This is a genomic window from Streptomyces sp. L-9-10 (assembly GCF_004151105.1).
Lineage (GTDB): Bacteria > Actinomycetota > Actinomycetes > Streptomycetales > Streptomycetaceae > Streptomyces.
In genome coordinates this window covers 284099-306572 of sequence record NZ_PHRF01000005.1, presented here as the reverse complement: position 1 = coordinate 306572, position 22474 = coordinate 284099, and the positions used below count along the sequence as shown (strand labels likewise).

At 72.0% G+C, this 22474-nt stretch carries 20 protein-coding genes; 11 read left to right on the top strand and 9 right to left on the bottom strand.

Features of this window, described 5'->3' with window-relative positions:
• Nucleotides 1-291: 291 nt before the first annotated feature.
• The 3 genes from CU044_RS01360 to CU044_RS01350 all read right to left on the bottom strand — a co-directional run bounded on the left by CU044_RS01360 (nucleotide 292) and on the right by CU044_RS01350 (nucleotide 3596).
• Nucleotides 292-1167 (bottom strand): LLM class F420-dependent oxidoreductase, encoded by an 876-nt coding sequence (locus tag CU044_RS01360; protein WP_129766487.1) that lies wholly within the window; start codon nucleotides 1165-1167, stop codon nucleotides 292-294.
• 210 nt (nucleotides 1168-1377) lie between these two features.
• Nucleotides 1378-2121, bottom strand: a complete 744-nt coding sequence (locus CU044_RS01355; protein ID WP_129766486.1) for an aspartate/glutamate racemase family protein — start codon at nucleotides 2119-2121, stop codon at nucleotides 1378-1380.
• Between the two features lie 5 nt (nucleotides 2122-2126).
• On the bottom strand, nucleotides 2127-3596 hold the full coding sequence (locus CU044_RS01350) for an NCS1 family nucleobase:cation symporter-1 (protein ID WP_129766485.1): 1470 nt from the start codon (nucleotides 3594-3596) through the stop codon (nucleotides 2127-2129).
• Between the two features lie 145 nt (nucleotides 3597-3741).
• On the opposite strand from CU044_RS01350, the gene CU044_RS01345 reads away from it, so the two are divergent.
• On the top strand, nucleotides 3742-4398 hold the full coding sequence (locus CU044_RS01345) for a GntR family transcriptional regulator (RefSeq protein ID WP_193563841.1): 657 nt from the start codon (nucleotides 3742-3744) through the stop codon (nucleotides 4396-4398).
• A 55-nt stretch (nucleotides 4399-4453) separates the two neighbouring features.
• On the opposite strand, the gene CU044_RS01340 is transcribed toward CU044_RS01345, so the two are convergent.
• A complete protein-coding gene (locus CU044_RS01340) occupies nucleotides 4454-6037 on the bottom strand; it encodes a glycerol-3-phosphate dehydrogenase/oxidase (RefSeq protein WP_129766483.1) in 1584 nt (527 codons plus the stop codon).
• Entirely contained in the window at nucleotides 6034-6633 is a 600-nt protein-coding gene (locus CU044_RS01335) for a TetR/AcrR family transcriptional regulator (protein WP_129766482.1), read from the bottom strand. Before CU044_RS01335 ends, CU044_RS01340 begins: the two co-directional genes overlap by 4 nt.
• Nucleotides 6634-6729: 96 nt before the next feature.
• Between CU044_RS01335 and CU044_RS01330 the strand changes: the two genes are divergently transcribed.
• Entirely contained in the window at nucleotides 6730-8349 is a 1620-nt protein-coding gene (locus CU044_RS01330; protein ID WP_129766481.1) for an FAD-binding oxidoreductase, read from the top strand.
• 2 nt (nucleotides 8350-8351) lie between these two features.
• Nucleotides 8352-9233 (top strand): diacylglycerol kinase family protein, encoded by an 882-nt coding sequence (locus CU044_RS01325; RefSeq protein ID WP_129766480.1) that lies wholly within the window; start codon nucleotides 8352-8354, stop codon nucleotides 9231-9233.
• An 82-nt stretch (nucleotides 9234-9315) separates the two neighbouring features.
• Here CU044_RS01325 and CU044_RS01320 read toward each other — a convergent pair whose 3' ends face one another.
• Nucleotides 9316-9966: a TetR/AcrR family transcriptional regulator gene (locus tag CU044_RS01320; protein ID WP_205124041.1), complete on the bottom strand. Its 651-nt coding sequence runs from the start codon at nucleotides 9964-9966 to the stop codon at nucleotides 9316-9318.
• Nucleotides 9967-10108: 142 nt separating this feature from the next.
• On the opposite strand from CU044_RS01320, the gene CU044_RS01315 reads away from it, so the two are divergent.
• The 8 genes from CU044_RS01315 (at nucleotide 10109) to CU044_RS01280 (ending at nucleotide 19323) form a co-directional block, all read left to right on the top strand.
• Nucleotides 10109-10951: a sterol desaturase family protein gene (locus tag CU044_RS01315; protein ID WP_129766663.1), complete on the top strand. Its 843-nt coding sequence runs from the start codon at nucleotides 10109-10111 to the stop codon at nucleotides 10949-10951.
• A 110-nt stretch (nucleotides 10952-11061) separates the two neighbouring features.
• Nucleotides 11062-11583, top strand: a complete 522-nt coding sequence (locus CU044_RS01310; protein ID WP_129766479.1) for a hypothetical protein — start codon at nucleotides 11062-11064, stop codon at nucleotides 11581-11583.
• 138 nt (nucleotides 11584-11721) lie between these two features.
• A complete protein-coding gene (locus tag CU044_RS01305; protein WP_129766478.1) occupies nucleotides 11722-12894 on the top strand; it encodes a substrate-binding domain-containing protein in 1173 nt (390 codons plus the stop codon).
• A gap of 101 nt (nucleotides 12895-12995) precedes the next feature.
• Nucleotides 12996-14360 (top strand): sugar ABC transporter substrate-binding protein, encoded by a 1365-nt coding sequence (locus CU044_RS01300; protein WP_129766477.1) that lies wholly within the window; start codon nucleotides 12996-12998, stop codon nucleotides 14358-14360.
• Between the two features lie 43 nt (nucleotides 14361-14403).
• A complete protein-coding gene (locus CU044_RS01295) occupies nucleotides 14404-15453 on the top strand; it encodes a sugar ABC transporter permease (protein WP_240045256.1) in 1050 nt (349 codons plus the stop codon).
• The gene (locus CU044_RS01290; RefSeq protein ID WP_129766476.1) at nucleotides 15450-16325 is read left to right on the top strand and encodes a carbohydrate ABC transporter permease; all 876 of its coding nucleotides are present in this window, start codon (nucleotides 15450-15452) and stop codon (nucleotides 16323-16325) included. The genes CU044_RS01295 and CU044_RS01290 overlap by 4 nt, the downstream gene beginning before the upstream one ends.
• A 44-nt stretch (nucleotides 16326-16369) precedes the next feature.
• Nucleotides 16370-17398 (top strand): hydroxyacid dehydrogenase, encoded by a 1029-nt coding sequence (locus CU044_RS01285; protein WP_129766475.1) that lies wholly within the window; start codon nucleotides 16370-16372, stop codon nucleotides 17396-17398.
• Nucleotides 17395-19323, top strand: coding sequence for a DUF2264 domain-containing protein (locus tag CU044_RS01280; RefSeq protein ID WP_129766474.1), 1929 nt, complete (start codon nucleotides 17395-17397; stop codon nucleotides 19321-19323). The genes CU044_RS01285 and CU044_RS01280 overlap by 4 nt, the downstream gene beginning before the upstream one ends.
• A gap of 121 nt (nucleotides 19324-19444) precedes the next feature.
• Here the strand turns inward: CU044_RS01280 and CU044_RS01275 are convergent, their stop codons facing one another.
• The 3 genes from CU044_RS01275 to CU044_RS01265 form a co-directional block, all read right to left on the bottom strand.
• Nucleotides 19445-20791, bottom strand: coding sequence for a 6-phospho-beta-glucosidase (locus tag CU044_RS01275; protein ID WP_165371737.1), 1347 nt, complete (start codon nucleotides 20789-20791; stop codon nucleotides 19445-19447).
• Nucleotides 20792-20973: 182 nt separating this feature from the next.
• Nucleotides 20974-21666 carry a hypothetical protein gene (locus CU044_RS01270; RefSeq protein ID WP_129766473.1) on the bottom strand — a complete coding sequence of 231 codons (693 nt, stop codon included), beginning with the start codon at nucleotides 21664-21666 and terminating at the stop codon, nucleotides 20974-20976.
• Nucleotides 21666-22274, bottom strand: coding sequence for a SigE family RNA polymerase sigma factor (locus CU044_RS01265; RefSeq protein ID WP_129766472.1), 609 nt, complete (start codon nucleotides 22272-22274; stop codon nucleotides 21666-21668). Before CU044_RS01265 ends, CU044_RS01270 begins: the two co-directional genes overlap by 1 nt.
• Nucleotides 22275-22474: the final 200 nt, after the last annotated feature.

Below are 22474 nucleotides of genomic sequence, written 5' to 3'. Positions count from 1 at the left end.
ATCGGCAGGCGCGGTCACCGTCCACGCGGGCCGGGTTCGGCCCGTCTCCCTCACCTTGATCCAAAGGGACAGACTTCACACCCCGGGCGCCGAGGATGGCGACAACCGGCCAACGAGACCGGCCCCCGCCGCCGGAGGGGCGGTGCCCCTCTCCCCACGACGGGCCGCGTGCGCGCGTCGGCCTACGGTGCGGTCGTGCCCGCCCTGAACCGCCGGCGGCCGGACGGTACCGGTCTCACCCTCCACCTGAGGGTTGAGCCCCGGCGGTCCGGCCGCGTCGGATGCCGCGTGTCAGGACAGGACCTCGGCGAGCCGGCGCCACTCGGCGCGCGGCAGGGCTCCCGGCGCGCCGGGAGCGCTGTCACCCGTGACGATCTGGAGGGCGACATGGTCGGCGCCGGCAGTGTGGAAGGCGTCGATACGGTCCCGGATCCGGGCCGCGTCGCCCCAGGCGTAGACGGCGTCGATCAGCCGGTCGCTGCCGCCGCCGGTGAAATCGTCCTCGGTGAACCCCAGCCGCAGGAAGCTGTTGGTGTAGTTGGGCAGGCCGAGATACATCGCGAGATAGCCGCGGGCCGCGGCGCGGGCGGTGTCCGGATCGGTGTCCAGGACGACCTTCAGCTCGGGGGCGAGCAGCGGGTCGGGGCCGAGGAGTTCACGGGCCTGGGCGGTGTGTTCGGGGGTGACGAGGTACGGGTGCGCGCCGCCCGTGCGGTCACGGGAGAGTTCGAGCATCTTCGGCCCGAGGGCGGCCAGTACGATCCGCCCGGCCGGCACTCCTGCCGCGTCCAGCGCGTCGAGGTAGCCGACCATCGCCGAGTAGGGGCGCCGGTACTGCGCGGAGAGCTTGGCGTGGCTGGCGCCGAGCCCGAGCAGGAACCGCCCCGGGTGCCCGGATTCCAGCGTGTGGAAGCGGGCGGCCGCGTCGTCGGCCTCGTACTGCCAGATGCTGAGGATGCCGGTGGCGACGGTGAGCCGGGAGGTGGCCTCGATGAGGGGCACCGCGTGCTCGACACCGCTGCTGCCGCCCAGCCAGACGGCGCCGAAGCCGAGTTCCTCCAGTTCGGCGGCGGCCTCGGGAATTTCCGCGCGCACGGCGGCGTCCTCGGAGCGGAGTTCCGTGCTCCAGATCCCGTAACGGCCCACGGATTCCCGCAGATTCACCATCGTGTTGTCTCCCGCATGGACTCGGATCCAGTGATGACCGTGCCAACCCGGGTCCCGCGCGGCCTATTCCTGAGGCTTCCCGTGGCTCCTGGAGCACACGGGACGGCTCTTCGGGGTGGCGCCCCCGTCATCATCACCGGCCGGGACGGCACCCGCCCCGCCCACACCGCCGAACAGCTCAACAGCTCAACAGCTCAACAGCTCAACAGCTCAACGGTCCGACGTGCCCCCGCCCCCGGGACCCGGCGCGGACCAGGTGCGGCGCTTCGGCCGGGGCCGGGCGTACCCTCCCGTACGGCTTGTCCGCAGGCCCAGTGCCACCAGCGACTCGGCGAGTCTGACGGCCGCGCCGACGCCGTCGACGACGGGCATCCCCAGCCGGTCCCCCAGCGTGCGCTGGAGCCCGGTCATCCCCGCGCAACCGAGCACCAGCACCTCGGCGCCCGCGTCCCCGGCGCGCTCGGCGGCGGCGAGGAACGCCTCGGTGGTGCGCCGGTCGTCGCCGAGATCGAGGACACCGAGGCCGGTGCCGACGACGGCGGCGCAGTGCGCGGCGACTCCGGCCGTGTGGAGGCTGTCCTCGATCTGGCCGCGGGACCGGTCGAGTGTGGTGATGACGCCGTACCGGCGCCCGAGCAGACAGGCCAGATGGGCGGCGGCTTCCGTGATGTCGACGACGGGCACGTCGAGGAGTTCGCGGGCACCCTCGCGGCCGTGCTCGCCGAACCCGGCCATGACGACGGCGTCGTACGGCTCCTCCGCGTACCCGCGCAGCGCGTCGAGGACGGCCGCCGCCGACAGATAGCTGTCGAGCCAGCCCTCGGCGGACTCCGGTCCCCAGGCGGGGGTGAGGCCGGTGATCGCGGTGCCGGGTCCGGCGGCGGAGCGGGCTCCGCGCACGATCTCCTCGGTCATCGCCCGGGTCGTGTTGCAGTTGGTGACGAGGATCCGCACGCCGGTCAGCCCTCCGTCGGCCCTGCGGCGAGGGACCGGGCGCGTTCGGCCCGGCAGAGCAGGGCGTAGAGGGCGGCGCCCGCGGCCGTGCCGATGAACCAGGAGTACGGCGCGATGTCGCCGAAGTACGGCACGAGCGCGAGGACGGCGGCGACGGCGGCCGAGGGCAGGAAGGCCCAGAGCGCCTTCGGGTTGAAGCCCCCGCGGTAGTAGTAGCGGGACTCCGGCCGCGCGTCGAAGAGCTGGCCGACATCGATGCGGCCGCGCTTGACCCAGTAGTAGTCGATCATGATCACACCGAACAGCGGCCCGAGAAAGGCGCCGAGTCCGCCGAGGAAGTAGTTCACGACATGGGGGTTGGAGTAGAGGTTCCACGGCGTGACCAGCAGCGCGGCGACGGTGCTGATCATTCCGCCGATACGGAAGGTGATCTTCTGTGGCCAGACATTGGCCAGGTCGTACGCGGGTGAGACGAAGTTCGCGACGATATTGACGCCCATGGTGGCGATGGCGAAGGTGAGCGCGCCCAGCACCAGGACCCAGGTGTTGCCGACCTTCGCGACCAGCAGCGCGGGGTCGGTGATCGCCTCGCCGAAGACCTCGATGGATCCGGCCGTGACGATGACGGAGACGATGACGAACGCCGTCGAGTTGATGGGCAGCCCCCAGAAGTTGCCGCGCTTGACGGTGCGGTAGTCGGGGGCGAAGCGCGAGAAGTCGCAGAAGTTGAGCATGAGCGTCCCGTAGGTCGCGAGGATCAGCCCGATCGCGCCGAACCACTGGCCGAACTGCTCCCCGGTGGAGACGGGGTTCGGCGTGGAGGTGAGCGGGATCGTCCAGCCGGCCTCGGCGAGGATCCAGACGGCGAGCACGATCATCACCAGCCAGATCGCCGGGCCGCAGAAGTCCTGGAACTTGCGCACCGACTCCATGCCGCGGCTGATGATCAGCGCCTGGACGACCCAGAGGGCGAGAAACGAGACCCAGCCCAGCGCGTTGAGCCCGAGGAAGGAGTGCTCGGTCCACGAGACGAGATCCGGTACCGCCGCGAGCAGCATCACATTGACCGCGACGGAGGCCAGATAGGTCTGGATGCCGTACCACATGATGGCGATCACGGCGCGGATCAGGGCGGGGACATTGGCTCCCCATATGCCGAAGCTGATGCGGCTGACCACCGGGAACGGCACGCCGTGCCGCTGGCCTATGCGACCCATCAGATTCATCCCGAGGTAGATGAGGACGAAGCCGACGAGCAGCGAGGTGAAGATCTGCCAGACGTTCAGACCGAGCACCAGGAGCCCGGCGGCGAAGGTGTAGTTGCCGAGGTTGTGGACATCCGACATCCACAGGGCGAAGAGGTCGAAGACCTTCCATTTCCGTTCGCCGGCCGGGGCCAGATCCTCGTTGGTGAGCCGGGGGTCAGGGACGAACGCGGGGGTGCCGGCGGTTTCGGCACGGTCGGTGAGGGACACGGGGCCTCCCTGAGGCGACAGCGGGACAAACGGCGAGTTTTGGTATACCAAACACCTCGTTATGGTCCGGCCATGAACACCGTCGGCCGTGTCCCGGCCGTTACGGCCCGGTAAAACACCCGTGGAGTCGGGGATCATGGGGGCCATGACCACCGTCGAACCACTGGGGGCCGTACGCGAACGCGTACTGACCGCGCTGCGGCAGGACATCATCGCCGGGCGGCTCCGCCCCGGCGACCGGCTTGTCGAACGCGAACTCGCCGAGCGCTTCGAGGTCTCCCGCGTCCCGGTGCGGGAGGCCATCCGCGCGCTGGTGGCGGAGGGTTTCGTCCTGTTCGAGACCCCGCGCCGTACGGTGGTGCGCCGGCTCACCCCGGCCGACGTCGATGAACTCTTCGAGCTCCGCGAGGCCCTGGAGGTCTATGCCGCCGGCCTCGCGGCGGAACGCGCGAGCCGCGACAGCCTCGCGGAGCTGGAGGAACTGCTCGACCGGGCCGCCGTCGCCACCCGCGTGCGGGACGCCGAGCGGATCACCGACATCAACACCCGTTTCCACGACCGGGTACTGGCCATGGCCGGCAACAGTCTGCTCATCTCCGTGATGGAGCCGGTCGCCGGACGGCTGCGCCTGCTCACCCGGCAGAACGAGAAGTGGCCCGAACTGCTCGACGAACACCGCGCGTTGTACGAGGCCATCGCCTCCGGGGACCCCGACCGGGCCCGCGCTCGCGCCCTGGCCCACGTACGGGCCAATCACCGCACCATCCTCGATCTGCTCTTCGGCGACGCCGAGGACCGCTGACGTCGCCGCGGGCGTGCGAGCGGTTCGCGCTCCACAAGGGGGAGCAGGTGCCCGCTCAGTTGCCCGTGGCGGAAGGCGCAGCCGCTGCCAGAGCCTCGTGTGCGGCGTCCAGCGCGGCGGCGCGGTCGGCCGGTACGAGGCCGATGCGCGTGCGGCGGTCCAGGAGATCGGAGGCGTCGAGAGCGCCCTCGTGCCGCACCGCCCACACGAGTTCGGCCCGTGTGACGTCCAGGCCGTCCGCCACCGGGGCCCGCAGGTGTGGTTCCCGCTCCCCCAGCGCGTGGATCGCGGTCGCCTCCGTTCCGTAGCGTTCGACCAGCCGGCGGGGGGCGGAAAGAGCCGCCAGGGTGGCCCGTGAAGCGGCGCCGGCCAGGGGAAGGCGGGCGGTTCCGCGGCCCGGCGGGGCGTTCAGGCGACAGGCGGCCAGTGCGGCGTCGACGGCGTCCTGGGCCATCCTGCGGTAGGTGGTGAGCTTGCCGCCGACGACGGTCACCACCCCTTCCCGGGAGGTCACCACGGCATGCCGGCGTGAGAGATCGGAGGTCCGTGAGCCGGCCGGCTCCACCCCGTGGGACGTGTCCAGAAGAGGCCGCAGCCCCGCGAACGCGCCCACCACGTCATGGCGGCGAAGCGGCGTGTCCAGCACGGTCCCCAGGATGTCGAGCAGGAAGCCGATGTCGGACTCCGGCACCTCGGGCACGTCCGGCATGGGGCCGTCGACCGGTTCGTCGGTCAAGCCCACGTACACCCTGCCGTCGTCCTGCGGGACGACCAGCACGAAACGGCTCGTCTCTCCCGGGATGGGGATGTGCAGGCCGGTGTGCAGTCCGGCCAGGCTCTCGGCCCGGAGCACCAGATGGGTGCCGCGGGACGGGCGGAGCCGGATGTCCTCGATGAGCCGGCCGGCCCAGACGCCGGTGGCGTTGATGACCATCCGGGCCCGGATCCGGGTTTCCTGCCCGGTCAGTTCGTCGCGCACGAGGGCTCCGGTGCCGGTGACGGACAGCGCGCGCGTACGGGTCAGCACGCGGGCGCCATGACCGGCGGCGGTACGCGCTATCGCGGTGACGAGCCGTGCGTCGTCGATCAGCCGGCCGTCCCAGGAGCACAGTCCGCCGCGCAGACCGTGCCCGCGCAGGCCGGGCGCCGCCCGCAGTGTCTCGACGGCGGACAGGCGACGCGGGCCCGGCAGCGTGCCGCGAGCGGTGCCGGCCACCGCGCGCAGGAGGTCGCCCGCCCACAGTCCGGCCTCGGCGAGGGCGGCGTTCCGGCGTGAGGTGAGCGCGGTCAGCGGCATGACGAAGGGCTGGGCGCGCACGAGATGGGGAGCGGTGCGCTCCATCAGCACCCCGCGTTCCACCGCGCTCTCGTGGGCGATGCCCACCTGGCCCGACGCCAGATAGCGCAGTCCGCCGTGGACGAGCTTGGAACTCCAGCGAGAGGTGCCGAACGCCAGGTCGTGCGCGTCGATCGCGGCGACCGACAGACCGCGGGAGGCGGCGTCCAGCGCCGTACCCGCGCCGGTGACACCGAGGCCCACCACGAGGACGTCGACCGCTCCCCCCTCCGCCAGTTCGGCCAGCTCACGGTAGCGGCGTACCGCGTTGAGCGAGAAGTCCGGGCGGGCGGCGGGGCTCATGGGGCCAGGGTCCTTTCGAGAAGGTGCCGGAGTTCGCCGTGGAAGGCGGCCTCGGTGAGCTCGGGGTCGGCGTCGTCGATCATGGTCCGCGCCGAGAACACGAACGACTGGAGTACCAGCAGCAGGCAACGCGCCTGCCGCACCGGATGGTCCGCGCGGATGGAGCCGTCCGCGTGCCCACGCCCCAGGGCGTCCTCGATGAACTCCAGCACCCTGTCCTGGCTCGCGCCGCGCCGGTCGAAAAGGTAGGGGAGCAGCAGTTCGGGGTCGACGTCGAGGATCTTGCGCAGCAAGGGGTGGTCGCGCAGCGCCTGGAGTCCGGCCACGAGAGTGTCGACCAGGTGGGGCCGTGTCCGCCGCGTGCCGTCGTCCGGCGGGACGGCCCCCAGGGTGACCGCCACCCATTCACGTGTCATGACGTCGCCGACGAGTGCGCGGACGTCGGGCCAGCGCCGGTAGAGCGTCATGCGCGACACCCCTGCCCTGCGGGCGACATCGGTCAGGGTCGTTCGTCGCACACCGACCGCGAGGACGCAGTCCCGCGCAGCGTCGAGGACAAGATTGTCATCCCGCGGGGTGTTTCGTTTAGGCGTCACATGTCACAGTGTAACGACGGGGACGGGGACGGCAAGCGAAGCGCGCCCGTAGCCGGGCCCGACGGCCGCGAGGACAGAGGACGAGCGAGGAGACAGATGGAGCCGGCGCAGATGCTGTGGAGCGGATGGGGAGACCCGGGCAGGGCGGCGCCCCTGCCCCGCCAGATCACCGACGTACTGGGCGAACTGCTCGGCGTGCGGCCCGCGGACGGCCGGCCGGTGGAGCTGACGGCCGTGGAGCCGCGCGCCCGCCGGACGGCTCCCGACGCCGAGGAAGCGGTCAGGCGGATCGTGGGAGCGGAACATGTCCTCACCGACGCCGAGAGCCGGATCCGCCACACGCGCGGCAAGTCCACCACCGACCTGCTGCGCATCCGTGCCGGCGCGGTCGCCGACGCGCCCGACGCGGTGGTCCTGCCGGCCGACCACGACGAGGTGGTGGCCGTTCTGCGGGCCTGCTCCCGGCATCGGGTCGCGGTCGTCCCCTTCGGGGGCGGCACCAGCGTGGTCGGTGGTCTCGCACCCGCCACCCCTGGCTGTTTCATCGCTCTCGACCTGCGCAGAATGAACCGGCTGATCGCCCTGGACGCCGTCTCCGGTACCGCGGTCCTGCAACCCGGGCTGCGGGGGCCCGAGGCCGAGGCGCTCCTCGCCGAACGGGGCTTCACCCTCGGCCACTTCCCCCAGTCCTTCGAGTGGGCGACGATCGGCGGATTCGCCGCCGCGCGTTCGAGCGGCCAGGCGTCGGCGGGCTACGGCCGCTTCGACGACATGGTGACGGCCCTGCGGGTGGCCACCCCCCGAGGGACCCTGGACATCGGGCGCGCTCCGCGTTCGGCCGCCGGGCCGGACCTGCGGCAGCTGGTGCTGGGCTCCGAGGGCGCGTTCGGCGTGATCACGTCGGTGACGGTACGCGTGCACCCCGCTCCCGAGACCCGCGCCTACGAGGGCTGGAGTTTCGGCTCGTTCGCGGCGGGCCGGGACGCGCTGCGGGCGCTCGCCCAGAAGGGGCGGCCGCCCACCGTGCTGCGGCTGTCCGACGAGACGGAAACCGCCATCGGCCTGGCCGACCCCGGCGCCATCGGCACCGCTCCCGACCCCGGCACGGGCTGCCTGGCGGTCGTCGGCTACGAGGGCACCGGGGCGGAGGTGCCGGAACGCAGGACGCGCACCCACGCCGAACTGCGTGAGCGCGGTGGGGTGTTCCTCGGCGAGGCACCCGGTACGAAGTGGACCGAGGGCCGCTTCTCCGCACCGTATCTGCGCGATGCCCTGCTGGACATCGGGGCGTTCGCCGAGACACTGGAGACCGCCGCGTTCTGGTCCGGCATTCCCGCGCTCCACGAGAACGTGCGGACCGCGCTCTCCACCACCCTGGCGGGCGCGGGCGCTCCCCCCGTGATCATGTGCCATGTCTCGCACGTCTACCCGACGGGCGCGTCGCTGTACTTCACCGTGCTCTGCGCACAGGGCGACGATCCGGTGGGCCTCTGGGCGCTCGCCAAACGGGCGGCGGGCGAAGCGATCCTCGCGTCGGGCGGCACCATCAGCCATCACCACGGCGTCGGGACGGACCACCGCGACTGGTACGCCCAGGAGATCGGTCCTCTGGGCGTCGAGGTCCTTCACGCGGTCAAGGACCGGCTCGATCCGTCCGGCATCCTCAATCCCGGCATCCTTCTGCCGCCCGTGCCGTCCCCACCCACCGGAGCGTAGCCATGCGACAGTTCACGGCCGTCGTCAACCCGAGCGCGGGAGGTGCGAGATCGGCGGCGGCTCTCATCCCCCTCGCCGGACTGCTGCGTGCGGCCGGCGCCGAGCTGGAAGTCGAGTACAGCCGCAGTCTCGGTCACGCGCGCGAACTGGCCCTGGGGGCCGCCGGACAGGGCCGGATCGTGCTGGGCGTCGGCGGTGACGGGCTGACGGGCCGCGTCGTCGGCGCTCTCGCGGGGACCGGCGCGGTCGGCGGCATCGTGCCCGCCGGCCGGGGCAACGACTTCGCCCGCGCGGTCGGACTGCCCACCGAACCGGCCCGGCTCGCGGAACTGCTCCTGCGCGGCGAACCGAAGGCGACGGACGTCATCGAGGTCGAGTCGGCCGTTCACGACCGCCTGCCCGTACTCGGCAGCGTCTACGCGGGCGTCGACGCGCTGGCCAACCGCCATGCCAACCGGAGCCGGCTGCTGCGCGGCGCCGCCTCCTACTACGCGGGAGGGCTGCGCGCCGTGATGGGCTGGCGCCCGGCCGGTTACCGCGTCACCGTCGACGGCACCGTCCATCACCGCAGGGGATTCACCGTCGTCGTGGCCAACTCCGGTTACTACGGCTTCGGCCGACGCATCGCCCCCGCGGCGGCCGTGAACGACGGCGTGCTCGATGTCGTCATCATCCACCAGGCGTCCCGCCTGCTGTTCTTCGCCGTGATGAACGAACTCGGAAGCGGCGCACACGTGCACCGGCGGCAGGTCGAGACCCTGCGCGGGCGCGAGGTGCGGATCGAGTGCGACCGGGACCTCCCCTACGGCGCGGACGGCGAGGTCGAGGCCGGACTGCCGGTCACGGCGCGCGTGCTGCCCGGAGCCCTGAACCTGCTGTCCTGACCCGGGCCGGCCTGTCCCGACCCGTTCCGGCCCGTCCCGGTCCGGCCTCTCCCCGGCCGCTTCTGCCGGGACCGGTCGTCCGTCAGCCGTGGTCCCACGTTCGGTGATAGTCGTCCCATTCCGGCCGCGGCCCGGGGAGTTCGGGGCTCCCGGGCCGCAGCCCGTCCAGGGCGATGGCCAGCATCCGTCGCTGGGCGAGGCGGTCCTCGTCGGTGCGCCGGGGGTAGCGGCTGAACAGCTCGATGGTGTGCGTGATGTCGAGCGCCGTGACGTCCTCGCGCACCGATCCGTCGTCGTATCCCTTCCTCATGAGCCGTTCCAGCAGTTCCCTGGCCTCCTCGTTGTGGCTCGCCACCTCCGGGGTCACGGGAAAGGTGCCGGCCAACGAGGCGAAGGCACCCGCGCGTTCGTCGACCGCGCGGCCGACGTAGCGGGCCAGGCTGTCCCAGCCACCGCTCTCGTCCGCCGTCGCTTCCCGGAGCGCGTCGATGGTCAGCGCGATCGCGACGGCGCACAGGCGCTGGACGAGCTGAACCTTGCTGCCGTAACGGCGGTAGAGGGTGCCAACCCCGACCCCGGCGCGCTCGGCCACGGCCGAGACGGGAGCGTCGGGCCCCTGTTCCGCGAAGACCGCGCGGGCGGCCGACAGCACCAGGAGATCGTTGCGCTGGGCCTCGGACTGCCTGCCATGACGGCCTCCGGCACGGCGCCCGAGGGGCGGTGGCGTATTCACGGCGTCCAGCCTATTGCCTGTCGGAGCGATCCGCTCCGATACTCCAAGTCGGAGGGAATCGCTCCGATAGGAGGATGCGTTGAACTACGAGCATGTGCTGATCTGGTCGGCTCCGGCCTTCGTCCTGCTGATCATCATCGAAATGATCTACTACCGCCTGCATCCGGACGAGAGCGCCAGCGGCTACAGCGTCCGGGACACGGCGGCCAGCCTCACCGTCGGATCAGGCGCCGCGATGGTCGACGTGCTGTACAAGGCGATCGCGCTGGCGGGATTCGTCCTGCTCCACGAACTCACACCGCTGCGCGTCGAGGTCACCTGGGTGACCTTCCCGCTCATCCTGCTCGCACAGGACTTCTGTTACTACTGGATGCACCGCGAGCACCATCTCGTCCGGCTCCTGTGGGCCGCTCACGTGGTCCACCATTCGAGCCTCAAGTACAACTTCTCCACGGCCGTGCGCCAGCCGTGGACCGGGCTGACCTCACAGCTCTTCTTCATCCCGCTCGTTCTGGCCGGAGTACCTCCGTGGGCGGTCCTCCTCTGCAGCGGAATCAACATGATCTCGCAGTTCTGGCTGCACACCGACCGGATCGGCAGACTTCCGAGGCCGGTCGAGAAGGTGTTCAACACGCCCGCCAACCACCGGGTGCACCACGCCTCCCAAGGCGACTACCTGGACCGCAACTTCGGCGGGATTCTGATGATCTGGGACCGGATGTTCGGCACCTACGCCGAGGAGGCGGAGCGTCCCGTCTACGGGCTCACCAAGAACATCGACACCTACAACCCCCTCAAGGTCGCCACTCACGAGTACGCGGCCCTCGGACGCGATCTCGCACGGGCGGACAACTGGCGGGACCGGCTCGGGCACTTGGTGAAACGGCCGGGCTGGCAGCCAGGAACGCCTCCTCCGGCCCCGAGTCCCGCCGCGTCGCCGCTCGGGAACGCCGACGAGGGAGCGGGCAGCGGCCCGGGACTCTGACGACCCGCCCCCGGGGTTCTTTCCACCTGTTCACGGAGTCGCCGACTTCGCTTGTGGGGAGTCCCCCGGAAGGCCCCCGTCCGGTGGAAACCGTGGCTAATGTCCGGCACATGGCAGATAAATCGAATACGCGTACAAAAAGAATGGCGCTCGCGGTCGCGGGGGCCGCGGCCGCGGTGATCCTCGGCGTTGGCGGAGCGATCGCCGCCGCGGCCCCGGACAGTGGCGCCGTCAGCCGGGACACGAGGCCCTCGCAGGACGTGACCGGCGGGACGGACGGTGGCGGGACGGACAGCGGCGGCGTGGACAGCGGCGGCGTGGACAGCGGCGGCGTCAGCGGCTCCGGGGGCACCGAACCGACGGCCGTACCCCCGGACGAGGCCACCCCCGAGCCTTCCTCGGCTCCCACGGATGACGGCGGCGTCAGCGGCGGCACGGGAGGCACGGGAGGCACCGATCCGACAGATGACCCGACGGGCGCCCCCAGCCCCTCCGCCAGCGCCCCCGCGAGCCTGGAGGAACTGACCAGGCGCATCGACGAACTCGACAGCAAAGTCGACCAACTGCCCACGAAGAAGGGGCTGGCCGACGCCTTGCGCGCCTTCGCCGACCAGCTGGAGGGCCAGGACTGACCTGCCCCTTCGGGGCGCCCCCCTGCCCAGCGGACCGCCGCACGCACGGCGCGGCGGTCGCTATGCTGCCGCTCCAAGCGCTCATACGAAACATTCAAACGAACAGAGCGCGGTGGCAGCGGCAAGGGGGCCAACAGTATGCGGGAGCCGGTCGAGCTCAGGCGTCAGCGGATCCTGGCGGTGGTGCGGTCGCGGGGCGCCGTCAAGGTGAGTGTGCTCGCCGCTGAACTGGATGTCTCGGTGGTCACGGTCCGGCGGGACGTCGAGGAGCTGGCCCGCGCCGGGCGGCTGCGGCGCGGGCACGGCGTGGCCCGCCCGGTGGGGACGGTCGAGGAGGTCACGGTCCCGGCGGCGCGGGCCGAGGAGCCGGGGCGGGACGGCGGTCCGGTCGCGCTGGTGGTGCCGGAGCGGCATTCGTATCTGTACGAGGCGGCGTACGGCGCCCGGCCGGTGCTGGAGGAGGCCGGGCTGCGTATCGCCCTGCACATCGCGCCACAGGCGCCCGGCGCGGAACGTCCCCTGGTCGAAGCGGCGCTGGCGGCCGGCGCGCGGGGGCTGCTGATCGCCCCGAGGTGGCGCGGCGCCGCCTCGGAGGCGGCGGATTACGGCTGGCTGTCCGAGGTGGCGGTGCCGGTCGTGCTGATGGAGCGGCGGCCCCGGCCGGGCAGTGCGCTGCACGCCCTGGACTCGGTGTGTTCCGATCACTGGTACGGGACGTATCTCGCGGTCGATCATCTGGTCGCGCTGGGCCACCGCCGGATCGTGCTGGCCGCCCGCGACGACAGTCCGACGGCGCGCAGCGTACGCCGCGCCTTCGCCGAGATCGCCGCCGCCCGGCCCGAGGTGGAGGACTGGTCGGTGGTCCTCAGCTCGCCGGACGCGGTGCCGGGTCCGGCGGATGACGACGGAACCCGGCTCGGTGACGCTCCGCGTGACCGCACCCCCCTGGACCTCGCCGCGCTGCTGGCCGGGCGCCGGGCCACGGCCGCCGTGCTGCACGGCGACGTGGACGCGCTGATGCTGGTGCAGCGGCTCGCGGACCAGGGGATCCGGGTGCCGCGCGACTGCTCGGTCGTGGCGTACGACGATGTGGTGGCCGCGCTGGGCGGCACCCCCCTGACGGCGGTGTCCCCGCCCAAGGCGGAGGTGGGGCGGGCCGCCGCCGAACTGCTGCTGTACCGGCTGGCCCAGCCGCTCGGCGCCGCCGGTCCGGTACGCAGGATCGAGCTGTTGCCCACGCTGAAGGTGCGCGGATCGACACAGCCGGCGGCGTCCCTTCCCGCCTCCGTTCCAACCCCCGCAGAAAACTGAGCGTTTGACCGCTTTCATTTTCTTCTGAGCGATCTATTGACCCTTTCCGATCAGCCGATCAGGATTCCCCGTGTCTCATACCGAAGCCGCGGGAGGCGCCCATGCCTGGTCGACAGAGCCGTCGATCCGTGCTTGCCACGATCGCCGCGCTGCCCCTGTCAGGTGCGCTCAGCGCCTGCACCGGGGGCGGCGCGGACTCGGGATCGCGCAGCACGAGCAGTACGAACACCATCTCCACGAGCAGTAAGCGGGCCACACGCGTCACCTTCTGGTCCGCCCTGCGCGGCAGCCAGGAAGTGGTGGACGCGTTCAACCGCGGTCAGGACCGGATCCAGGTCGACTTCCAGCAGGTGCCCTCCGGGGGCCAGGGCGGTTACGCGAAGCTCAGCAACGCCGCCCGCGCGGGCAACGCGCCGGACATCGCCACCATCGAATATCCCCAGGTGCCCGGCTTCGCCATCGACGGGGTCGCCCGTGACGTCACAGACCTGATCAGTGCGGGCCTGCGCGCCAGACTGCTGCCGCAGGCGCTCGGCCTGACGACCTTCGACAAGCGCGTCTTCAGTCTGCCGCTCGACATCGAGCCGATGGTGATGCACTACCGCACCGACCTCTTCCGTGAGTACGGACTCGAAGTACCCCGCACCTGGGACGAGTTCGAGGACGTGGCACGGACGGTACGGAGCAAGGCGCGCGACCGGCGTCTCGCGCTCTTCGCCACCGACGGCGCCCCGCAGCTCGCCTCGTTCGCCTGGCAGGCGGGCGCCCAGTGGTTCACCACAGCGGGCGGCGCGTGGAACGTCTCCCTCACCGACGCGCCGACCCGCCGCGTCGCGGCGTACTGGCAGCGGCTGATCGACCAGGACCTGGTCTTCGTGAACCCGGTGGAGAGCCGGCAGAGCGACGCCCAGATCGGCAACGGCACGGTCCTGGCCCGGCTCAGCGGCGCCTGGGACGCCGGGGCGCAGATGAAGGCCCGGCCAGGGCAGAAGGGCGACTGGGCCATCGCGCCGCTCCCTCAGTGGGACCCGGCCAGGCCCGGCGTCGGCACCCATGGCGGCTCCACCTTCGCGGTCACCAGGGACAGCCGGCACCCCGAGGCGGCCATGGAGTTCATCGAGTGGCAGATCTCGCACCCCGACGCGCTGCGCGCCCGGCTCGCCAGCGGCGCCAGCAGCCAGTATCCGGCGGCGCCGGGCCTCGTCGCCGTCGGCCGCGAGGCGTTCGACCGCTCCTACTACAGCGGCCAGGACATCTACCGCCTCTTCGAGGAAGAGGCGCGCAAGATCCGCGACGGCTGGATCTGGGGCCCCCGGATGACGGCCACCATGAAGGTCATGCAGGACGGTTTCGCACGGGCGAGTGGCGGCCAGGGCTCGCTGATCGACGCGGTGCGCGCGGCCCAGGAGGGCACCATGCCCGATCTGAAGGCACTGGGTCTGGCCACCACCGAGCGCAGCAGCTGACGCGCGTCCCCCGTTCCAGCAGCAGAAAGGCAGGTGACGCCCCATGAGCAACCCCGTCAGCAAGCGCCTGGCCGGCTCCCTCACCACCCGTGCGACGGCCGGCGGACCGACCACCGCGACAGCACCGGCCCTCGCCGCGACCGGCGGACCGGGCCGTACCACCGCGGCGCCCGCACGCGGCGGCCGGAAGTCCGCCCGGCGCCGCGAACTCGGCGCCGCCGGCGTCCTGATGACCCCCTTCTTCGTCCTTCTGGTGACAGTCTTCCTGATCCCCGTCGCGACAGCCGTCTGGCTGAGCTTCTTCAGCGACGACCAGCCTGGACTGGGATTCGGCCCGGAGCGCACGGTCTTCGCCGGACTGCGCAGCTACACCGCGGTCCTCACCGATCCGACCTTCCTCGGCGGACTCGGCACCGTCGTCCTGTACTGCGTGGTCTACATCCCCCTGCTGGTGATCGGCGCGCTGGTGCTGGCGCTGCTGCTCGACTCCGGGGTGGTGCGCCTGCGGTCCTGGGCCCAGCTCGGACTGTTCCTGCCGCACGCCGTGCCCGGCATCATCGCCGCCCTCATCTGGCTCTACCTGTACACGCCCGGTATCAGTCCGGTGATCGAACTGCTCGGCAGGGCCGATATCACCGTCGACTTCCTCGGTGTGCACACCGTGCTGCCGTCCATCGTGAACATCGCCCTGTGGAGCAACCTCGGCTACAACATGGTCGTCTTCTACGCCGCGCTCCAGGCCGTACCGCGCGAGGTCATCGAGGCGTCGGTCGTCGACGGAGCGGGGCCGGTGCGTACCGCCCTCCAGGTCAAGACGCCGCTGGTGCGCTCGTCGATCGTGATGGTCGCGATGTTCACCCTGATCTTCGCTCTCCAGCTCTTCACCGAGCCGATGCTGCTCAGCCAGTCCACCCCGATGATCAGCTCGCGCTTCTCGCCCAGCATGTACATCTACGACGCGGCCTTCACCCGTAACAACTACGGTCTGGCCGCCGCCGCCTCCGTCGTCCTGCTGCTCTGCACGATCGCCCTCTCCTACGGCGTGACCCGCTGGACCAACCGTGTCAACGCCCAAGAGGAGGCCGCCCGATGAGCGCGACCGGCACCACCCGCACCGCCGCCTCGCTGCGCCCGCGGCTGCTCGGCCGCTCGGTCGTCAACCTGGTCGTGGGCGTCTCGGTGCTCTACACGCTGCTGCCGGTGCTCTGGCTGGTTCTGGCCGCCTCCAAGAGCCGCGACGCGCTGTTCAGCAGCGATCTGCTGTCGCTGAGCGACTTCGCCTTCCTGCGCAACCTCAAGGACCTGTTCGCGATGGACGGCGGGCTCTACAGCCGGTGGTACGGCAACAGCCTGCTGTACGCGGTCGTCGGCGCCGCGCTCGGCGCGCTGGTCTCCATCGCCTGCGGTTACGCGTTCGACAAGTACCGGTTCCGCCACAAGGAGAAGCTGTTCGGTCTGGTCCTCGCGGCCGTGATGGTGCCGCAGACCGTGCTCGCGCTGCCGCTCTATCTGATGGCGTCGGGCACGGGCCTGGTGAACACCTTCTGGTCGGTCTTCATCCCGGTGCTCTTCAACCCCTTCGGCGTGTATCTGGGCCGGATCTTCAGTCAGGGATATGTGCCCAACGAGGTCCTCGAAGCGGCACGGGTGGACGGCGCCGGTGAACTGACCACCTATGTACGGGTCGCCCTGCGGATGCTCGGCCCCGGCCTCGTCACGGTCTTCCTCTTCCAGCTCACCGCGATCTGGAACAATTTCTTCCTGCCGATGGTGATGCTCTCCGACCAGGACCTCTATCCGGTGAGCCTCGGTCTCTACACATGGAACAGCTCCGCCTCCGTCTCCCCGGAGTACTACCCCGTGGTGATCATGGGATCGCTGCTCGCGGTCCTGCCGCTGATCCTCGCCTTCGCCCTGCTCCAGCGCTTCTGGCGGTCGGGCCTCACCGCCGGCGCAGTCAAGTAGCCGGCCGGGCCCACCGGCCGCCGTCCCCCCGTACCAGGAGAGAGATGCCCACCGCACCGACCGTACGTGCCCGTCCGCGCGCCGCCCTCGCCATGAAACCGGATGCCGCCGCCGCGGTCCTCGGACCCGAGACCCTGGCCGCACTCGGCGCGGTCTGCGAGCTGACACCACCGCCCGTCCTCGACGACTTCACCACCGACCGTGCCCGCGCCACGCTCGCGGACGTGGAGATCCTCGTCACCGGCTGGGGCTGCCCGCCCCTCGACCAGGCCGTACTGGACCTGGCGCCCCGGCTGCGCGCCGTCGCACATACCGCGGGCACCATCCGCGGCCATATCACGGAGGCCTGCTGGGAACGCGGCATCGAGGTGTCCTCGGCCGCCGCCGCCAACGCCCTGCCGGTGGCGGAGTACACCGTCGCGATGATCCTGCTCTCCGGCAAGCGCGCGCTGGAACGGGCCCGTGACTACCGCGGCGCGCGCGACCGCGACGACTGGCTGAGCATGGACGGCGCCGTGGGCAACTACGGCCGTACCGTGGGCATCCTGTCCGCCTCGCTGATCGGCCGGCGCGTCATCGAGCTGCTGCGGCCGTACGACTTCCGGGTGCTGCTGCACGATCCCTATGTCTCCGACGAGGAGGCGGTGGCGCTCGCTGTCCGGCCGGTCGGACTCGGCGAACTGTTCGCGCACAGTGACACGGTGAGCGTCCACACCCCCCTGCTGCCCGCCACGCGCGGGCTCGTCAGCCGCGAACTGCTCACCTCCATGCGCCCGGACGGTGTGCTCATCAACACCTCGCGCGGCGCCGTCGTCGACCAGGACGCCCTCACCGATGTCCTCAGGGAGCAGCGGATCCGGGCCGTCCTCGACGTCACGGAGCCGGAGACGCTGCCGCCGGACCATCCGCTGTGGACCTGCGAGAACGCGCTGATCACTCCTCATCTCGCGGGTTCCCAGGGCAATGAGACCCGGCGTCTCGCCGATCTGGCGGTCGGCGAGGTCGAACGCTGGGCCGCGGGTGACGGTTTCGCCCATCCCGTACGACGCGAAAGGCTGGCGTTCCTCGCATGACCTCACCCCTCGTACCGTCCGCGTTCCCGGGCCCCGTGTTCGAACTCCCCGCCGAGGACCGGACGCTCAGCCCGTACACCGGGTACACCCGCGCGCACTGGGAGGCGGCGGCGGACGGTCTGCTGCGGGCCGCCTGGCGATGGGCCACCCCGGGCCGCGCACTGCTCGATCTGCCGGGAAGGCCCTCCCGTTCGGGCGTGCGCTCGGACGGGCTGGAGGGCTACGCCCGTACGTTCCTCGCCGCCGCCTTCCGGGTGGCGGGCGCGCGGGGCGAGGATCCGCACGGCTGGCTCGACCGGTACGCGGACGGGCTCGCGGCCGGTACCCGTACCCCGGGACGGGACGACTCCGAGTCCTGGCCGCTGATCCTCGACCACCACGTCCAGGGCCAGCCCATGGTCGAGTCCGCGTCCGTGGCCCTCGGGCTCCGGCTGACCAGGGCCTGGCTCTGGGACCGGCTGGACTCCGGGGTGCGGGACCGTGCCGAGGAGTGGCTGCGCGGCGCGCTCCGGCACACCCCGGCGCCCAACAACTGGTATCTGTTCCCCTACACGGTCGCCGGGTTCCTGGAGTCGGTGGGCCGCGGCGACGCGGAGACGGCACGCGCGCGGGAGCGGGCGCGCGACCTGATGGAGGGGTGGTACCGCGGGCAGGGCTGGTACGCCGACGGGGACGGCCGGGCCTTCGACCACTACAACGGCTGGGCCCTGCACCTGTATCCGGTGCTGGACGCGCTGCTGGCCGGTGACGTGCGGGCGTCTTCGGCCCCGCCGTACGGCGACCGGCTGCGCGAGCATCTGGAGGGCTTCTCGCTGCTGTTCGGCGGCGACGGGGCGCCGGTCCACTTCGGCCGCTCGCTGACCTACCGGTTCGCGGCGGGCGCGGCGGTCGCCCTGGGCGCCGTCACCGGACACACCCCGCTCGCGCCCGGCGTGTCGCGTCGGCTGGTGAACGGTTCGCTGCGCTATTTCCTCGATCGCGGCGCGACCGGTACGGACGGTCTGCTCAGCCTCGGCTGGCACGGTCCGCACGACGCGACGCTCCAGTCCTACTCGGGTCCCGCCTCGCCGTACTGGGCGTCCAAGGCCTTCGTCGCCCTGCTCGCCCCCCGGGACCATCCGCTGTGGACGGCCACGGAGGAACCCGCGCCCAGTGAGGGACCCGACCGGGTGCTCGCCCTCCCCGCGCCGGGGCTGCTGGCGCATTCCACCCGGGCGGACGGGATCGTACGGCTGCACAATCACGGCAGCGACCACATCCGGCCGCACGAGGGCGAGTCGGGCGTGGCGGACGATCCGCTCTACAGCCGGCAGTCCTACTCCACCCGCACCGGCCCGACGGCGGCGGCGAATGTCGCGGACAACCAGGTGATGGTGGAGATCGCGGGGGCCGTCAGCGGGCGCCGCCGGATCCAGCCGCTCGGCGCGGGGGACGGCGACGGCTGGGGCTGGGCCGCCTCCGCTCATCTGCCCGTCTTCGGCTCGGGCGCGCCCATGGTGCCGGGACTGCGGGTGGAGAGCGTGACCGTGGTCCGTGGCCGGTACGAACTGCGCGCGCACCGTGTGCTCGGCGCGCCGCCCGGGGCGCGTGTGCGGCAGACGGGCTGGGCGACCGGCCCCGAGGAGACCGTACGCTCCACCCTGCACGGTCTGCACGGCTGGGAGACGCGCGACGAGGTCCGCGCCCCGCAGGGCACGGCGTACACCCGCTGGGCGATCGTCCCCCGGCTGACCGGGGAAGCGGAGGGCACGGCGCTCTTCGTGGCTCTGGCCTCGCTCACCGCCGAGCCCGGCGCGGCGCCGTTGTCCGAGGCGGTGAGCGAGGTGACCGTGGCCGCGGACACGGGAACGGCCGAGGTGAGGTGGGCGGACGACGGGTCATGGACGCGGATCGCCTTCGACCCGCTGACGGTCCGGCACGGATAGGAATCCGGATACGTGGCCGGGGCCCGCTTGTCGCGTCGCCCCAGGCGGGACGGGTCCGCGTCGCCCCGGCCGGGCCACGCGGGCCGTGCCTCGGCCCGGTCGCCCGGCCGGCCGCCGGGGTCTACCGCCGGTTCAGATAGGCGAGTCCGGGGTGCGCACGCGTATAGCCGTCCACGAGACGGCGGGCGACGCTGACGGAGTCCACCAGCGGGTGGAGGGCGAATGCCTTGGCCGCGGTGGCGCGCGAGCCGCTCTCGGCGGCGGCCAGGACCTCGCGCTCGACGGCCTTGACCCCGCACACCAGGCCGGTCGCGTGGTGCGGCAGGGGGGAGACGGCCAGTGGGTGGGCGCCGTTCGCGTCCACGAGGCAGGGCACTTCGATGACGGCGTCCTCGTCCAGCACGCGCAGGGTGGTGCGGTTGCGGACGTTGAGGATGAGCGTGGCGCGTTCGTCGCGGGCGATGGCGCGCATCAGGGCGAGGGCGACCTTCTCGTAGCCGCCGGACTCCAGGTCGCAGGCGTCCCGTTCGCCGACGCCCGCCGCCTCGCGGTTCGCCGCCATATAGGTGGCCTCGCGTTCGGCGCGGGTACGGTCCCAGGTCGCGAGCGCGGGGGCGCCGGGCCGCTCCATCTCGTCGTAGAAGCGCGCCTGCTGGTCGCGGAGGAAGGCGCCGCGGGTCTGCTCGGCCTCCTGGTAGGCGCGTACCGCTTCCCGGTTGAAGTAGTAGTAGTGGAGGTATTCGTTGGGGATCGCGCCGAGGGACCGGAGCCATTCGGTGCCGAAGAGCCTGCCCTCCTCGAAGGAGCCGAGGGCTTCGGTGTCGGCGAGCAGGCGCGGCAGTTCGTCGCGTCCGGCGACGCGCAATCCGCGCAGCCAGCCCAGGTGGTTGAGGCCGACGTAGTCGATCGACGCCTTGTCCGGGTCGGCGCCGAGGGCGCGCGCGACGCGCCGGCCGAGGCCCACGGGCGAGTCGCAGATGCCGATCACACGGTCGCCGAGATGCCTCGACATGGCTTCGGTGACCAGGCCGGCGGGGTTGGTGAAGTTGATGACCCAGGCGTCGGGGGCGAGCCGGGCGACGCGTCGTGCGATGTCCACGGCGACGGGGACGGTGCGCAGTCCGTACGCGATGCCGCCGGCGCCGACCGTCTCCTGGCCCAGCACGCCCTGGTCCAGGGCGACGCGCTCGTCGGCCGCGCGGCCTTCGAGTCCTCCGACGCGGATGGCCGAGAAGACGAAGTCGGCGCCGCGCAGCGCCTCGTCGAGGTCGGTGGTGACCGTGACGGCCGGTGCGTCGGGGACGGACGCCGCCTGCTCGGCCAGCACGCGGGCGACGGCCGTGAGCCGCGCGGCGTCCAGATCGTGGAGGGTGACGTCGGTGACGCGGCCCCCCGCGTGGTCGCCGAGCAGTGCCCCGTACACCAGCGGCACCCGGAATCCGCCGCCGCCGAGAATGGTGAGCCTCACGCCTGAACCGCCTCCGGTGCCTGAACCGACTTCATACCTGAACCACCTTCACACCGGCCGCCCCCAGCGCGGCGCGGGTCGCCGGGGCGCGTTCGGGCGGGACCGGCCGATGCCGTCGCCCGGCCGGCACGCCGCGGACCGTACCCGCCAATCTTGTCACTGTCGCGGGAGCGGGCGGTCCGCTACCGCGCCCCGGTGAAGTCCCCCCGGACTTCGGCGGTCCCGCCCGAGCCGGTCGCGACCGCCGTGTACCGGTCGTCCCCGGCGTCCCGCGCGCCCTCGGCGTGGTCGTACTGCGCCGCGAAGACATGCTCGCCGGCCGGGACCGTCACCCCGTCCCTGAGCGTCCACCGGTAGACCAGCGCGCCGGTCTCCGGGCGTACGGACACCGTGAAGTCCTCCTCGGGCAGCGACCGCCAGGAGCCGGTGTCCCGTACCCCTCCGGTCTGCGCGACTCGCAGTTCGAGGGTGAGCGAGATCAGCGGCCGGTCCGTTTTCAGCGTGATGTTGCTCTGCGCCCAGTAGGCGTTGCTGTTCGGGTCGACGACGCCGTCCGACCGGAGATAGCCGTCCCGGGCGTCCGTCGGAGGGTTGTCGGGGGCGCCGCTCGCCGGGCCGGGAGTGGTCGCGACCGTCCCCGCCGGATCGGTGCCGTCGTCCATGGCGGCCACGAGGACGAACGTGCCGGCGGCGAGGACACCGGCCGCTGCCGCCGCCGTGGCGACCCGGAGCCAGGACGCCGGGCGGTGGGCCGGCGCCCCGGCGGGGCGTGTCGCCGGTGCGGCCATGCCCCGCTCGACGCGCGCGAGCATCCGCTCCCGGTCCGGGCGGTGGGCCCGCGCCGCCTCCTTCAGCCGCCTGTGCAGCTCGTCCATCAGCCCCTGCCTTCAGCACGTGTCGAGGCGCGCGCGGAACGGCGGGCCGGGGTGGGCGCCGCGGCTCGCTGGGAAGCCACCGTGGCCTGCACCTCTTCCGCCGTGGCGCCCGGCCCGAGCAGCCGCCCCAGCTCGGCCATCCCCCGTGACGACTGGCTCTTGACCGTGCCCACCGAGATGCCCAGGGCGAGCGCCGTGTCGCGTTCGGAGAGGTCCAGGGCGTATCGCAGCACCACACAGGCACGTTTGCGGAACGGGAGGCGCCGTAACGCCGCCTGGACGTCGAGCACGGCCGGTACGTCCGGATCGTCGAAGCGCTCGCCCCGCTGCGACCAGAAGAGCGAGACGCGGCGACGCTCCCGTACGGCGCTCCTGATCCGGGAGCGGGCCAGATTCGCGACCACCCCGCGAGCGTACGCGACAGGGTGATCGGCTGCCCGTACCCGGTCCCAGCGGCGCCACATCGCGAGCAGGGCGTCCGAGGCCAGATCGTCGGCCGTGTCCGCGTCGCCCGTCAGCAGATAGGCCAGCCGGGACAGTTCGGCGTAGTGCCGCTCGAAGAACGCGTGGAACTCGGCAGCGGTGGCGTCATCGACCACTGTGCCCACGGAACCGCTCCTTGTCCGCTGTCCGCTCCCGCACCGGCCGTTCCCGCCGCGGCGGGACTGCGCGAGCCCAGCATTCGCGTGACTCCTCCCCCGGCTGTCCCTGTGACCGCTCTAGCACAACCCAGGGGTTCATGGGGAAGAAATCACGCCTGATGGCCTGATCCGCGATTCGTCGCACGATTCCGGCCAACCATCGGCGA